This is a genomic window from Fimbriimonadia bacterium, from assembly GCA_039961735.1.
GTDB lineage: Bacteria > Armatimonadota > Fimbriimonadia > Fimbriimonadales > JABRVX01 > JABRVX01.
Window position 1 is genome coordinate 137,102 of record JABRVX010000009.1, and the last position, 13,458, is coordinate 150,559.

At 62.0% G+C, this 13,458-nt stretch carries 12 protein-coding genes and 2 tRNA genes; 11 read left to right on the forward strand and 3 right to left on the reverse strand.

Features of this window, described 5'->3' with window-relative positions:
- Nucleotides 1-62: 62 nt before the first annotated feature.
- From HRF45_03930 to HRF45_03960, 7 genes are all read left to right on the forward strand, one after another.
- The gene (locus tag HRF45_03930; protein ID MEP0765677.1) at nt 63-3,119 is read left to right on the forward strand and encodes an alpha-mannosidase; all 3,057 of its coding nucleotides are present in this window, start codon (nt 63-65) and stop codon (nt 3,117-3,119) included.
- A gap of 28 nt (nt 3,120-3,147) precedes the next feature.
- Nucleotides 3,148-3,444 carry an ATP-dependent Clp protease adaptor ClpS gene (locus tag HRF45_03935; GenBank protein MEP0765678.1) on the forward strand — a complete coding sequence of 99 codons (297 nt, stop codon included), beginning with the start codon at nt 3,148-3,150 and terminating at the stop codon, nt 3,442-3,444.
- Nucleotides 3,445-3,450: 6 nt separating this feature from the next.
- On the forward strand, nt 3,451-3,837 hold the full coding sequence (locus tag HRF45_03940; GenBank protein MEP0765679.1) for an ATP-dependent Clp protease adaptor ClpS: 387 nt from the start codon (nt 3,451-3,453) through the stop codon (nt 3,835-3,837).
- A 59-nt stretch (nt 3,838-3,896) separates the two neighbouring features.
- Entirely contained in the window at nt 3,897-4,103 is a 207-nt protein-coding gene (gene rpmE, locus HRF45_03945; protein ID MEP0765680.1) for a 50S ribosomal protein L31, read from the forward strand.
- 2 nt (nt 4,104-4,105) lie between these two features.
- Nucleotides 4,106-5,272 carry a DUF1385 domain-containing protein gene (locus tag HRF45_03950; protein ID MEP0765681.1) on the forward strand — a complete coding sequence of 389 codons (1,167 nt, stop codon included), beginning with the start codon at nt 4,106-4,108 and terminating at the stop codon, nt 5,270-5,272.
- A gap of 363 nt (nt 5,273-5,635) precedes the next feature.
- Nucleotides 5,636-5,711: transfer RNA gene (locus HRF45_03955), tRNA-Ala, on the forward strand.
- 345 nt (nt 5,712-6,056) lie between these two features.
- A tRNA-Met gene (locus HRF45_03960) sits at nt 6,057-6,133 on the forward strand.
- 195 nt (nt 6,134-6,328) lie between these two features.
- On the opposite strand, the gene HRF45_03965 is transcribed toward HRF45_03960, so the two are convergent.
- On the reverse strand, nt 6,329-7,063 hold the full coding sequence (locus tag HRF45_03965) for a hypothetical protein (protein ID MEP0765682.1): 735 nt from the start codon (nt 7,061-7,063) through the stop codon (nt 6,329-6,331).
- A gap of 228 nt (nt 7,064-7,291) precedes the next feature.
- Here HRF45_03965 and HRF45_03970 point away from each other — a divergent pair, with 228 nt between their 5' ends.
- From HRF45_03970 to HRF45_03985, 4 genes are all read left to right on the forward strand, one after another.
- A complete protein-coding gene (locus tag HRF45_03970) occupies nt 7,292-8,743 on the forward strand; it encodes a tyrosine--tRNA ligase (GenBank protein ID MEP0765683.1) in 1,452 nt (483 codons plus the stop codon).
- Between the two features lie 110 nt (nt 8,744-8,853).
- Complete coding sequence (locus HRF45_03975) at nt 8,854-9,414, forward strand: NAD(P)H-dependent oxidoreductase (protein MEP0765684.1); 561 nt, start codon at nt 8,854-8,856, stop codon at nt 9,412-9,414.
- A gap of 4 nt (nt 9,415-9,418) precedes the next feature.
- Nucleotides 9,419-9,991, forward strand: a complete 573-nt coding sequence (gene maf / locus HRF45_03980) for a septum formation protein Maf (protein ID MEP0765685.1) — start codon at nt 9,419-9,421, stop codon at nt 9,989-9,991.
- Between the two features lie 69 nt (nt 9,992-10,060).
- Nucleotides 10,061-10,729 carry a hypothetical protein gene (locus HRF45_03985; protein MEP0765686.1) on the forward strand — a complete coding sequence of 223 codons (669 nt, stop codon included), beginning with the start codon at nt 10,061-10,063 and terminating at the stop codon, nt 10,727-10,729.
- Nucleotides 10,730-11,027: 298 nt separating this feature from the next.
- On the opposite strand, the gene HRF45_03990 is transcribed toward HRF45_03985, so the two are convergent.
- Both HRF45_03990 and HRF45_03995 read right to left on the reverse strand, forming a co-directional pair.
- Nucleotides 11,028-12,248: a hypothetical protein gene (locus HRF45_03990; protein ID MEP0765687.1), complete on the reverse strand. Its 1,221-nt coding sequence runs from the start codon at nt 12,246-12,248 to the stop codon at nt 11,028-11,030.
- Between the two features lie 238 nt (nt 12,249-12,486).
- Nucleotides 12,487-13,425 (reverse strand): ROK family protein, encoded by a 939-nt coding sequence (locus HRF45_03995; protein ID MEP0765688.1) that lies wholly within the window; start codon nt 13,423-13,425, stop codon nt 12,487-12,489.
- Nucleotides 13,426-13,458: the final 33 nt, after the last annotated feature.

The window sequence follows — 13,458 nt, forward strand, 5'->3', positions numbered from 1 at the left end:
GGTTGGATTCGTGTCGCGCTGGGCCTATCCTTTTCGGGAGCGGCAGGGAACATCGTGTCCGCATGGTAGTCGAGCGTATGCACAAGCATCCCGACGTCACGGTCAAACGCCTTCGGCGGTTCCTTTCCGACAGACTCGTAGGCCACTTCTACGGCCGTAAGGTCCCCTTGTCACTCGCGGTCTCCCAACAGCAGGGGATACGCGACGAGCGCGCCGCCCGTGCTGCGCGGTTCCTTCCCGTGGAGCCAGGCTTCCGCTGGGGTCCAGTGTGGTCCACAGCCTGGTTTCGCATCACGGGAAACGTGCCAGAAGAGTGGAATGGCGAAAACGTGCTAGCAGCGATCGACCTGGGAGCTGAAACCACCGTGTGGTGGAACAATGCGCCGCGCGAGGGCCTGGATCGCAACCACCGTTACCACCATTACGAAGGCGGGCCGGAAGTGGACCTGATCGCCGAAGCCTACGCGATCAATCCGCTGGTATCGGACTGGGGCCGCCCGAAAGACCCTCCCGCGACTCCGTGCGAGGTGGGTGAGTGCTTCCTCTTCTTGCCGGATGCGAGATTGTGGTCCTACTACCACGACTTCCGCGTGGCTTTGGGCCTACTGGAGGAGCTTCCGAGGGACGAGCCGCGATTCGGACGCCTCTTGTATGCCATGAACGAATCGGTTAATGCATTCAGTCGCGAGGGGATTGACGCCGCGACGGAGGTACTGCGCGAAGAGTGGTATCAGCCTGCGTGTGCCTCGGCGCACAAGGTGAGTGCCATCGGCCATGCGCATATAGACACCGCGTGGCTTTGGCCACTTCATATCACCATGAAGAAGTGCGCACACACCTTCTCGACGGCTACGCGATACATGGAACTGTATCCCGACTACAAGTTTCTTTGCAGCCAAGCCGCACAGTACGAGTGGATTCGTGAGCAGTACCCAGGGCTCTTCGAACGAATCAAGGAGATGGTGAAGCGCGGGCAGTGGGAGCCCACTGGCAGCATGTGGGTAGAAGCCGACTGCAACGTACCCTCCGGAGAGTCGCTCGTGCGTCAGTTCCTATACGGCAAGCGCTACTTCCTCGAGCACTTCGGAGTGGAGACCAAAGACATGTGGCTGCCGGACGTGTTCGGATACAGCGCCGCGCTGCCGCAGATTCTGAAGCTGGCCGGGGTGGACTACTTCCTGACTCAAAAGATATGCTGGAACGATACCAACGTTTTCCCCCACCACACCTTCCGTTGGAAGGGTATTGACGGCACCGAGGTGCTCTCTCACTTCATGCCCGCCAACGATTACTGCTGTAACATGACACCGAAGCAGCTCTTGTTCAGCGTGCATAACTTCAAGGAGCACGGGCGATCCGATCGGTCACTGTACGTATACGGCTACGGTGATGGCGGCGGTGGTCCGACGGTGGACATGATCGAGGCCGGCCTGCGCATGAGGGATGTGGAAGGGCTTCCGCGCGTAGAGATGGAGTTCGCCAGGGACTTCCTGCGCAAGACTTTCGAGGAGGCGAGGGACCTCGCTACGTGGTGGGGGGAGCTGTACTTCGAGCTGCACCGCGGCACCTACACCACCCAAGCAACTAACAAGAAGCACAACCGCAAGTGCGAGCTGCTACTTCGCGACGCCGAGATGCTCGCATCGCTGTTCTGCGGTGCGTCCGCCTATCCTCGCGACGCGCTGGAAGAGGCGTGGAAGCTGGTGCTGCTCAACCAGTTCCACGATATCCTTCCTGGCTCGAGCATCGAGGAGGTGTATCGAGACAGCGACAGGGATTACACGCGCGTGTATGACCTCCTTAGGCCCGTGGTAGATGGAGTGGTGCAGGAGAGCCGCGGAGAGCATGTCGCCCTGTACTCGACACGTGAGGCAGGATTCGGTGATCTCGGCACTGTGAGGCTCGCGGGCGGTAAGAAGTACCAAAGCATCGAGTGGGCGGAGGGAGGAGTATCTCCGCTGCAGCAGTTAGGCGAGGAAGCCTTGTTCGCGGTTCCACCATTCGGCATCGGGCGACTGTCCGGAAAGCTCTCGGAAACCGTGGTTCCTGCGAGCATCCTGTCAGTGGACGAAAGGACGCTGGAGAACGAGCACCTGGCTGTTCGGATTGATGATGCAGGCAGCATTGCTTCGCTGGTTCTCAAGGCTAGCGACCAGCAGGTGGTCGCGGAAGGGCGCGTGTGCAACGAGATACAACTCCTAGAGGACGTGCCGAACAACTGGGAGGCATGGGACATAGACCTCTTCTCCCACGAGACCGTGCGGTCGTTGCCAGGTCGAGCGGAAATCGAAGTGGTCGAGCACGGCCCGGTGCGAGCAGCTGTGCGAGTGACGAAGACATTCGGCTCCAGCCGGATAGTCCAGGACATCCGTCTCGCGGCAAGTGCTCCGTTCGTGGAATTCGCTACCACCGTGGATTGGCACGAGGACCGCAAGATGCTGAAGGCGGCCTTCCCGGTACGCGTGAACTCCCCCCGAGCCACCTACGAGATTCAGTTCGGCCATGTGGAGCGTCCTACGCACTATAACACCAGTTGGGACCAAGCGCGTTTCGAGGTATGCGGTCACAAGTGGGCGGACCTGAGCGAGGGCGGATGGGGCGTAGCGTTGATCAATGACTGCAAGTATGGCCACGACACCTATCTCGACACGATACGGCTCACACTGTTGCGCGCACCGCAAGCCCCCGACCCGACAGCCGATAGAGGCACTCATCACTTCACCTATTGGCTGTACCCACACCTCGGCGACTTCCGGCAGGCTGGAGTGGTGACCGTGGCCAACCGGCTCAACTCGCCCGTCCGGTGCGTCCGAACCGCGAGCCCTGTCGACACGCACTCCTTCCTCGAGATCACCGCCCCGCCGGATGGCCCGAAGCTGGTGGTGGAGACACTGAAACGAGCCGAGGGCTCGAACGACCTGATTCTTCGCCTGTACGAAGCGCACAACGCTAGGGGGAAGGCCGGCATCCGGTTCGGGTTCCCCGTTGTGCAGGCACAGCGCTGCGACCTGCTAGAGCGCGCTGTAGGGGAAGCGATCGAAGTGCGGGACGGCACCATCACACTAGACGTGCGCCCCTTCGAGATTATTACTCTCAAGCTCGGGCAGGGGCTTGCCTAGCAGCATGTTTTCCGATAGAATCGTACGTATGAGAGAGGGGATCGGCGTTCTCGACCTTCCGGCGCGCACCGACGCTCCCGAGCTACAGAGCGACCGGTGGTTGTGCTGGATCCTGAACAACGAAGTAACGCCGTTCGTAGATGTGATCGTGACGTTGATGCACGCCACCCGGTGTGACTACTCCGAGGCCTATGCGGAGGCGTGGGAGGCGCACATGTTCGGCAAGGCGGTGTGTCACATCGCCGACCGCGAGGAGTGCCTTTCGGTCGCCGCTGCGATGAGCGGCATCGGCGTGCAGACCGAAGTGGTTCGCGAATGGGAGTAGGTCCGAATGCGTATTCGAGCACCGCAAACCCTACAGTGTGTGGCTGAACGGCTGGGACCGTCGCTGGGCGCGCAGGTGCCGCCCGGTCAGCGTGGGCCCGGCAGAACGCTCGCGCCCGTCCTCCCCGACGTGGCCGAAGAAGAAGACCTAGAAGGCTACGGTGCGGGGCATTGGGTAGTCGTAGTCTATGACAATGATTACAATACCTTCGACGAAGTGATCGCTATTCTCCTGATCGCCACCCGCTGCAGCCTTCGCGAGGCGCAAACCGAGACCTGGGAAGTCCACCACCTGGGCAAGTCGGTGGTGCACTTCGGCTCGGAAGAGGAGTGCAAGCGGGTCGCCGCGGTCATCTCCAGCATCGGCATCAAGGTCGAAGTCCGCGAGGAGTAGGCCGCCCGGAGTCGCGGGGTATAATTCCGCCTCGATTCGTCCGAACAGGCTAGAGGAAGATGAAGGAAAACATCCACCCGAAATACGTGAAGACCGTCGTGAGCTGTGGCTGCGGGAACACCTTCGAGACCATCTCGACGAACCCGACGGTGAACGTCGAGATCTGCTACGCGTGCCATCCCTTCTTCACCGGCAAGCAGAAGTTGGTTGACACCGAGGGCCGCGTCGAGAAGTTCATGCAGAAGTACGGAATCAAGAACAAGTAACCATGCCAAAGGCCGAGTACCTTCAGTACGGCGGTCAGGCGGTAATCGAGGGTGTGATGATGCGCAGCCCTCGTTTTTTTGCTGTTGCCTGCCGCGCGCCCAATCAGGAGATCGTCCTCCGCACCGAACCTGTAGAAAACACCTGGATCGGCAGGCAGAAATGGCTCAAACTGCCGTTTCTCAGGGGCTCGTTGGCGCTCCTGGACGCCATGGCGCTCGGCATCAAGGCGCTGCAGTTCGCCTCGCGCGTGCAACTGGATGAGCAGTACGAAGGCGACGGGCCGCCGAAGGAAGAGCGGATCGGACGGAACGCGCGCGAGATCCCCTTCTGGCTCGGCTTGATTGCCGTGAACGCCATCGTAGGGATACTCATTGGCCCCACCATCGGAAGCGCGGTGGTCGCCAAATTGGTGTCCCTGTGGCACAGCCTCATCTCACCGAAAGGGCTAATCATCCTCGGGGCTGCCGTGGTGCTGGTGCTCGCTCTGGTCTTGCGCCCGAAGAAGGCCGAGGAGCAGGCGGACAGCAAAGGCGCCATCAACGAGATTGCAGTGGGCGGCGCTATGGTGATGGGCCTCGGCTTTGGCGTCTTGCTCTTCGTGGTCCTCCCCACCGCAGCCGTGGATGCGTTCAAGGCGTACGAATGGACCACCGCCCAACTCAACCTGCTCGACGTAGGCCTCCGGTTCCTGATCTTCCTGGACTACGTGGCGCTCATCAGCCTCATGCCGGACATCTACCGGGTCTTCCAGTACCACGGCGCCGAGCACAAGGCGATCAACACGCTGGAGGCTCGGCAGGAACTGACGCGCGAGAACGCGCTGCGCCAGACACGCCTGCACCAGCGTTGCGGCACCAGCTTCATCGTGATCGTGCTGTTGCTCAGCCTACTGGTGTTCCCGTTCCTTCCGCGGCCCGAGATATGGTTTCGGGTACCGCTGCATATCGCGATCCTCTTCCCCATAGCGGGTGTAGCGTACGAGGCGCTGCGGCTGGCGGGACGAATGAAGGGAAGCCTGCTGTGCACGGTGCTCTTCTGGCCTGGGCTGCTCACGCAGTTCCTCACCACCCGAGAGCCGAACGAGCGGCAGGTGGACGTCGCTTTGGAGGCGCTGCGCTCGGTGGTGGACCAAGAAGGCGTCCGCCCGACCGAACTGGTCGTCGCCTAGCCCCGTTCTCGAGCTACTTGCGGCGTCCCCCGAGCGCGATGACGCTCATCGTGCATAGGCCTGGATTCCCGCGCAGGCGGGAATCCAGCGATCTCCATGCCCTGGCCCGCGTCCGCCGGGTTGCACCCACTGGACGCACACGGAAGACTCAAGGACCGCGCCGGGGCATGATTCGAACTGCCGCACGGGTGCATTCCTTGGCTATTCCGACGGGTCCAGAGGCTGGGACCCAGCTCCGTGAATTCTCCATGCCCCGCCGGGGTACTAGCGACAGTCACCGTTCCGCGGCCCGGACTGAATCCGCGGCTTTCGAGTTCCCCCGAACGTCACGCGCTGCGAACTCGCGGTACAATGGCCGCCCGTGGGGGCTTAGCTCAGCTGGGAGAGCGGCTGCTTTGCACGCAGCAGGTCAGCGGTTCGAATCCGCTAGCCTCCACCAGTCCCGGGCGGCCCGATGCACGTTCGTCGTCTAGAGAAGGTTGGCCTCGGGCCAGTATCCTCGCTGCTCCCAGTCAGTCGGGTTCTCCCACTAGAACCGCCATGCTGAGTGCGGATGAATGTTGTTCGATGAGACCTTCAAGCTTCATGCGTCGGTGTGTGTTCAGCTAGGAGCCGCTGAACCTAGAGGGATGGCCGGACGACTTCCAGCGGAGGAGGGAAGGGTGCCAGATGCCGGCGGCTGCCGAGAGCCTCCGTGTCGCGATGTCGCACCAGCCGGGCTCAGCCCCCGCCGAACGGGCAGTTGCGCGCATAGGCCCGAATATGCTATTCTATAACCCGAGGTCGCGGGGTAGAGCAGTCTGGTAGCTCGTCGGGCTCATAACCCGGAGGTCGTTGGTTCAAATCCAACCCCCGCACCCATTCTCTTTTGGTCCCCCCACTCACTCGCCCCATAAGGTTTCCATGCCCCCGTCGCTGCCGCGGGCTCGGCCCCCACAGTGCGTTCTATCCTGTGGGCGAGGCGGGAGGCCATGCTCCGGGAGCACGCCTCCGCCCCGGCCTACTGAAGCATACGAGTGCGCGAGCCTGCTCGGGCTTTGGCTCGTCATAGTGGTGTCAGCACTCCATCCGAGGGCGAATGGCGTGATAGGTGGAAGCACGAAAACGTGGAGCACGTGGTCGGCGGAGCAACACCAGCCCGCCCAACAACCCCCACAGGGCCGAGGGCTCCGGCACGACGCGCACGAAGTTGTCGGTCGGATCGTGCGTCACCGCGAGCGAATCGATCACCCGCGTGGAGAGACCCGTCCCCGTGATTCGTCCGGGGAAGCTCCAGTGAAGTTCCTCTCCGACGGAGCCCGGCCGGACGGTGAACTCGAACAGCTTGCGGTCGGAGTTCTGTGCCCCGCTGCGGTCGGTCGCGCCAATCAGCGCATAGAGCCCGCGCTGGGACACGAGTGGATAGCTGGGGTCCGTAGGCTCGACGGCATTGTCGTACATCGGCCCGTAGTCGGGCTGGTGGAACACCCTTATCGGATACCAAGTAGGGGGTGAGAAAGCGCTAGAGGCCTGGGCCACCCAGGAGTTCGCGTCGTCGTCGCCCATCAGGCTCAGTCCGTCCAGAATGAGTGTCGCCTGGAACGTCCCCCACTTCATCACGAACAGGGGGTCGACCTGGGTCATGAAGCGTATCGCGATGCGGTCACCCGGTTCGGCGAGCAGCGCGCCGGCGTTGTCCGTGCCGCGCGTGAGGTTCTCGAACCAGAGGCGCGTGACGAGCCAACCCTGTCCTGCGGCGCTTGAAGCCACACAAGACCAGCTAAGAAGAGCCACCATCCATCGGGCAATCATCACAAGCCAATCCTCTTCAGAAGATCGCCTATCCATTATACGCCCGTTTTCGCCCCTGTGCAACTTACGGGCGCGCGAGAGTGGTCTCTTCTCTGCAGGCACTCGCAGACGAAGATGGGGATAGAGGATTCTAGACGGTAGTTGGTGCTGGTGCCATGGGCAACTCGTTGTCCCTGAACAGGGGTCAGGCCGATGACGGACACTGTGATCACGGGCAACGAGTTGCCCATGGCACCCAATCCGCGTACGCAGACTCCCTTCCTTCGGCGAGTCGGGGTGAAGGGTGCAGCAAGGGCCACTGAGCTCGACTTGGAAGGGGACCTCAGAGGCGGTAAGCCCGTTGGGGCTGCCGGCGATGCCGACACTCCGGGTAGGTATCATCTCGGATGCCGCGAAACCGACCTGCCGCCGCATAGCCGGTCGGAACTCCGCAGACGACACCGAAGGAGCCTTCTCGTGACCGTTGACGAACAACTCGAGGTCCTGCGCAGAGGAGCCGAGGAGATCATCTCCGAAGAGGAGCTTCGCGCCAAGCTGGAGCGTTCGATAGCCACCGGCAAGCCGCTCCGCGCGAAGCTGGGTGTGGACCCCACCGCTCCTGCGGTCACGCTCGGTTGGGCCGTGGTGCTGCGCAAGCTTCGCCAGTTCCAGGACCTGGGTCACGAGGCATGTCTCATCGTCGGCGACTTCACCGCGATGATTGGAGATCCGAGCGGCAAGAGCAAGACAAGGAAACAGCTGAGCCGGGAAGAGGTCCAGCAGCACGTGCGCGCAGTGGAACCGCAGCTCTACAAGATCCTAGACCCCGAGCGCACACGCATCTATTACAACGCCGACTGGTTGGGCAAGATGGACTTCGCGGACGTGATCCGCCTCGCCTCCAAGACCACCGTCGCACGTATCCTGGAGCGGGACGACTTTACCAACCGTCTGCGCGAGGAGAAGCCGATCGGCCTGCACGAGATCCTTTACCCGCTGTGCCAAGGACAGGACTCGGTGCAGATAGAGTCGGACGTCGAGCTGGGAGGGACCGACCAGAAGTTCAACAACCTGGTCGGACGCAACCTACAGCGCGAGATCGGCCAGGAGCCGCAGGTGGTGCTGCTGATGCCGCTTTTAGTGGGCCTGGACGGCGTGGAGAAGATGTCGCAGTCGCTGGGCAACTACATCGGCATCACGGAAGAGCCGTTCCAGATGTATGGCAAAGTGATGTCCATTCCGGACCACCTCATCGAGAACTACTTCACTTTGGCGACGGACGTGCCGTTGGACGAGGTCGAGCGGCTGGTACGCGGCATCGAGCAGGGCACAGAGCATCCGATGGAAGTGAAGAAGCGGCTGGCGCGCGAGATAACCACCATCTACCACTCGCAGGCGGAGGCACTGGCGGCTGAGGAGCAGTGGCTAACCCAGTACAGTAAGCGCGAGGGACCGACGGAAGTGCCCGAGGCCGACATACCCGCAGCTGCAATTCGCGATGGACGGGTGTCTTTGGCAGCGCTCATCGCGGGATTGGGGCTGGCGTCCTCGAACGGCGAGGCGCGACGGCTGATCCAACAGGGCGGGGTGCAGCTCGACGGTGAACGTATCAGCGATCCGATGGCGACGCTTCTACCTGTCGACCTAAGCGGCAAAGTGCTGAAGGTAGGCAAGCACCACTATCGGCGAATGCGATCGTAGTTTCGCCGTCTCGGCGATAGCTGATCCGGCGGCACGCGAGCAGCGCATCGGCCCTCTCTGGTCCCGCGGCAGGTATCCTATGGCACCGACCACCCTGCAAGGAGCCTGCGATGAACGTCTGCGTGATCCACTCCCACCCCAAGCCGTACGGCAGCCTGAACTACGCATTCGTCGAGGCCTACGTGCGGGGTGCCGAAAGCGCGGGCCACGTGGCGAGAGTGCTGGACCTCTACCGCATGCACTACGAAACGTGCCTCGTCCTTGCCGACGACTGGGTGCAGCCGCTGGAGCCCGATCTCGTTCGCGCGCAGCAGACCATCCAGTGGTGCGACCATCTGGCGGTCATCTTCCCGCTGTGGTGCAACACCACGCCGGCCCGCCTGACGGGCTTCATCGAACGCGCCTTCGCCCCCATCGCCGCGGAGTTCAAGAAGGACAAGTGGCATCCTCTGCTCACCGGTCGCAGCGCACGAGTGCTCATCACCGCGGACGCACCGAAAGAGAGCATCGAACAAGCAAACTCCGCACGCATCCAAGTGTGCAGCATGCTTTCCTGGGCGGGGATGGACCCTATCGAGTACCGCCTTTTCGACTTGGTGGCGAAGTCCACGATGAAACAGCGCAAGGAGTGGGTCAGAGAGGTCGAGCAGTTCGGTGCGAACCTCCCCTAGTGCCGTGCGGCCTCGTCTCATTCTGGCTTCGGCCTCGCCCCGCCGGCGCGAGCTGCTGGCCTCGCTCGGCTTGCGGTTCGACGTGATCCCGAGCGAAGTGGACGAGACCGTGCCCGACCTGCTTCCCGACCCCTGCCTTACAGCGCGGCGGCTCGCGGCGGCCAAGGCCGAAGCAGTCGCGCGTCTCCATCCCGATGCCGTGGTTGTTGGTGCAGACACCCTGGTGTGCCTCGGCCGCCGCTCGCTCGCGAAACCCGCCGATGAGGCCGATGCGGCGAGGATGCTACGGCTGCTCTCCGGCAAGACGCACCGCGTTATTACCGGGATTGCGGTATGCGGGAAGGGACGGACAGCGCGCGCATCGGAAACTACATGGGTGACGTTTCGCCCGCTCATGGAACAAGAAATCCTGGAGTATGTCCGCACCGGCGAACCATTGGATAAGGCGGGTGCGTATGGAATACAGGCGGGAGCTGGGAGCTTTGTTGCGCGCGTCGAGGGCTGCTACAATAACGTGGTCGGCCTTCCGGTAGCGCGACTGGTTCGCCTGCTGCGCTGGGCGGGCGTTCTCGACTAAAGCGCCCCGGTCGTCGCAAGATGTGATCCGCGGCTCGGAGTGGGGTCGCGTCCATAGGAGGAAACTCAGGTGAAGAGAGTTTTGTTATCGTTGGCTGTTTTCGGCCTGTTGAGCGTGGCGCTGGCCCAGACCACGGCGCCGCCGCAAGGACCGCCCAAGGGACCCGTCGTGGGACCGGGGCAGACTAAGAACGAGACTCCGCAGCAAGTCGGCTCCACGGACTGGGAGCATCCGGACAACCTCAAGCGATTTCTGAAGCTCACGGATGAGCAATTCGCCAAGGTCAAGACGAACTACGAGAAGATGGAAGCGGCGAACGCCGCACTCGATCTCAAGAAGCTCGGCGACCTGGCCTACTACAAGGCGCAGAACGATAACCGCGCCAAGTTCCGGGAAGGGCTGAAGACCATCCTGACCCAGGAGCAGTACAAAAAATACAAGGAGCAGCTCGACGAGCGCTCGCCCTACGAACTGGACGAAGTAGAGGCTGCCGGCTTGGCTGCGCTATCCAGAACCTATCGCGAAGAGGCACAGCGCATCCAGAACGACCCGAACCTGACCAAGGAGCAGAAGGAGAAGAAGCTCCAGGAGGAGCAGATGAAGCTGCTCCAGGGCTTCGCTAGCCTCTGCAAGGGGCCGAAGAAGGAAAAGATGGAGCTGGCCGTCAAGCAGTACAAAGAGATGCTGGAGAAAAACAAGGAGTCCAAGTCAGACGACAAGTCGAAGACCGGACCGTAACACCTCAGTCAGCTTCCGGCTAGTTTAGTCGTGTCTCGGGCGGCAGAAGGATCGCCGCCCGTTGCTTTTGTCCCGCCCCTCGCCGGTCGCCACGCGGGCCCGGTGGGAATGGCTCGGCCCATGCCTTGGAGTTACACGGCTGCCGATTGCTAGGGCTTCGTCAGGGTGCACCTCGACCTATCACGCGGAGTACTCGCAGAGTGTATAGGCTCACCCGATAGCATGTGGCGAAGGAGGTAAGGTGTTTCGGCAGCACCGCTGCGCTCTGCTACCGAAGCATACCAACGGGGATGCTGTGTCACATGCCTTGCACGAGCACTACGTCGGAATCGGAGTTGCCGCCGTCGTCTTCCTTGTTAGGCCCGGCTGAGTAGAGCTTGTAGCGGTAGTCGTCCAGGCGCTTATAGATCAGCGGTTTGCCGGTGAAAGGGTCGGTGACGAGATCGCCGAGGTTGAGCCTCGAGAGGTCTTCGGGAGTAGAGCCGTACATCCAGCGGTACTCCAGGATTGCGGCGTGGACTGCTAGTAGCTGTAGCCTCGCATGCTCGGCGCAGAACTGCTCGAACGCGATACTCCAAGAGGGGATGAGAGCCTCCAGAATAGCGGAAGCCCACGAGCTGTCGTCGATCTGCTCCGGCTCCGGCAGACTTCGCTCCCAAAACGGCTTCTCGAGCTCTGCGAGCAACTGGCGATGGAACTCACGCAAGACGGTCCCGACGCGGCGCGCGTCTTGCTCGAAAAGTTCAGGATGTTTCGTCATCCTCTCGTAGAGGGCGTCGCGCTCAGGATCATCTGCGTCGTCCTCCAGTGTCGGGGCCGCGGCCTGTAGAAGATCCACGAAATCATCCTCCCTTGCTCGTGCTAGGAAGTCTTGCGCGATGACTATCTCACCCGTGATGATGTCTGCAAGATCGCTCTGATGTTCTAGGAGCTCCTCGCACACCTTTCGAAGGTACTTGCACTCCTCATAATCGAGTTGGTCCAAACGACGTGCGAGAGGGGAAACACTTAAGGCTCGACACGCTTTGCCAACGAGTCCAGCCAGCAGCAGCTTCTGCTCGATGACCTGGCCCAGCCGATATCCGTCCTGAAAGCTGCCGATGGCCTGCCTCTCACGCCCGTCGGCAAAATGCACTTCCTGCTCGGTGTAAAGGAGCCGGGCAAGTTGTCGGTAGTGGCCTAGCTCTATGAGAGGAGTGTTCCAGTCTACGTTCTCCCGAAGTAGGAAGTTCTTTCGAGCGAGGCCGACCCTAACGCGGGTTAGGACGGCCTTGCAGGACGCGATCGCCCTTCGCTTGTCCTGAAGCGTAACTCGCTTTTCGGCGTCGAGCTGCTGAAGACGCTGGTATCCGCGGTTTGCTCCCAGCGTTTCTGCCGCGACAAGGAAGTCCTCGATACCGTTCTCGCCGGTCGGGTTAGGGAAGACCTGGTTCAGCAGCCACCCCGGCTCACGTCGTTCCACGGGCTCACCCTGTACAGCGGTGCCGAGGAGTAGCAACGAGCCAAAAAGCCACAGCATGTTCGTCTCACCTCACTCCAGTTGGCCAGGACATATGCCCCGGTGGCGCTCCTCGCGGTCACGCCTCGCGATGGACCGAGTGCACATCGCAAAGACAGTCGGCACCGACGTCGTTACCTTCGGATGCTGCGGAACGCAGAAGATATCGGTCTTCGCGCATCCCCATGGTTATAGACGGCTTGCTGGTGTGCGAATCGTTCGCGAGATTTTCTGGGCAGCATTCACCGACCTCGACGGGTTACTCCAGCCACAGGCTGATCCCGGCGTAGTCCTGCGCCCGGTCACCCAAGCCGCAGGGCAGGATCTCCACACCTTCCCATATGCTCGGCCAGCAGTGCGCCGCCACCGAACTGCGCACGGCTTCCAGATACTCCTCGCCCGCATGGATGGCGATGGTGCCGAGGATGACCCGCTCGAGGTCCAGCGTGTGCAACAGATTGGCGATGCCGATACCGAGGTACGCAGCAGAGCGAAGCACGATCTCGCGTGCCTGTGGGTTACCCCGGTGGAACGCCTCCACCACTTCGCGTCCCGAGACCTCGTGCGAAGATGCGGACCCTTGCGTTCGGCCGTGGAAGAGGGCGGTGGCGGTGCGGCCGAGCGCCGAGCCGGACGCGAGTGCCTCGAGACACCCGACCTTGCCGCAAAGGCATGGTGGCCCCTCGGGAAGGATGGTGGCGTGGCCTATCTCGCCCGCCAGGCCCCGCTTACCGCGATAAAGATTGCCGTCGAGAATGAGGCCCGCGCCGATCCCCGTGCCCACAGTGAGAAACGCCATCGAGCGGCAACCGCGGCCTGCACCCAAGCGCCACTCGGCCAACGCGGTTGCGTTCGCATCGTTCTCCACCTTCACGGGCAAAAGCAGTGCTTGTTCCAGGATCTCCTTCGCGGGCACGGCATCCCAGTCGGGCAAGTTGGGCGGCGATAGGATCATGCCGGTCTCGGAATCGAGCGGTCCTCCGCACGACACGCCGACGCCGATCACATCTTGGCGCGACACCCCGATCCGGTCGGTGGCAGCGTCGGCCAAATGGGCTAGGCGTCTTAGTACTGCCTCGGGACTTGGTTCTTCTTCCGTCGGAAACTCCCAGCGACCTACGATCTCGCTGTGGCGAGCGAGGCTAACGGCACATTTGCTTCCGCCAATGTCTATGCCGATGATGTAGGGTGCAATCATGATGGGCATCCACAGGGCCGAGCCAGACTGACT

Coding starts and splice junctions, on each gene's coding strand:
- HRF45_03930 (MEP0765677.1), top strand. CDS start 63: ATGGTAGTCGAGCGTATGCACAAGCATCCCGACGTCACGGTCAAACGC.
- HRF45_03935 (MEP0765678.1), top strand. CDS start 3,148: ATGAGAGAGGGGATCGGCGTTCTCGACCTTCCGGCGCGCACCGACGCT.
- HRF45_03940 (MEP0765679.1), top strand. CDS start 3,451: ATGCGTATTCGAGCACCGCAAACCCTACAGTGTGTGGCTGAACGGCTG.
- rpmE (MEP0765680.1), top strand. CDS start 3,897: ATGAAGGAAAACATCCACCCGAAATACGTGAAGACCGTCGTGAGCTGT.
- HRF45_03950 (MEP0765681.1), top strand. CDS start 4,106: ATGCCAAAGGCCGAGTACCTTCAGTACGGCGGTCAGGCGGTAATCGAG.
- HRF45_03965 (MEP0765682.1), bottom strand. CDS start 7,063: ATGATTGCCCGATGGATGGTGGCTCTTCTTAGCTGGTCTTGTGTGGCT.
- HRF45_03970 (MEP0765683.1), top strand. CDS start 7,292: ATGGCACCCAATCCGCGTACGCAGACTCCCTTCCTTCGGCGAGTCGGG.
- HRF45_03975 (MEP0765684.1), top strand. CDS start 8,854: ATGAACGTCTGCGTGATCCACTCCCACCCCAAGCCGTACGGCAGCCTG.
- HRF45_03990 (MEP0765687.1), bottom strand. CDS start 12,248: ATGCTGTGGCTTTTTGGCTCGTTGCTACTCCTCGGCACCGCTGTACAG.
- HRF45_03995 (MEP0765688.1), bottom strand. CDS start 13,425: ATGATTGCACCCTACATCATCGGCATAGACATTGGCGGAAGCAAATGT.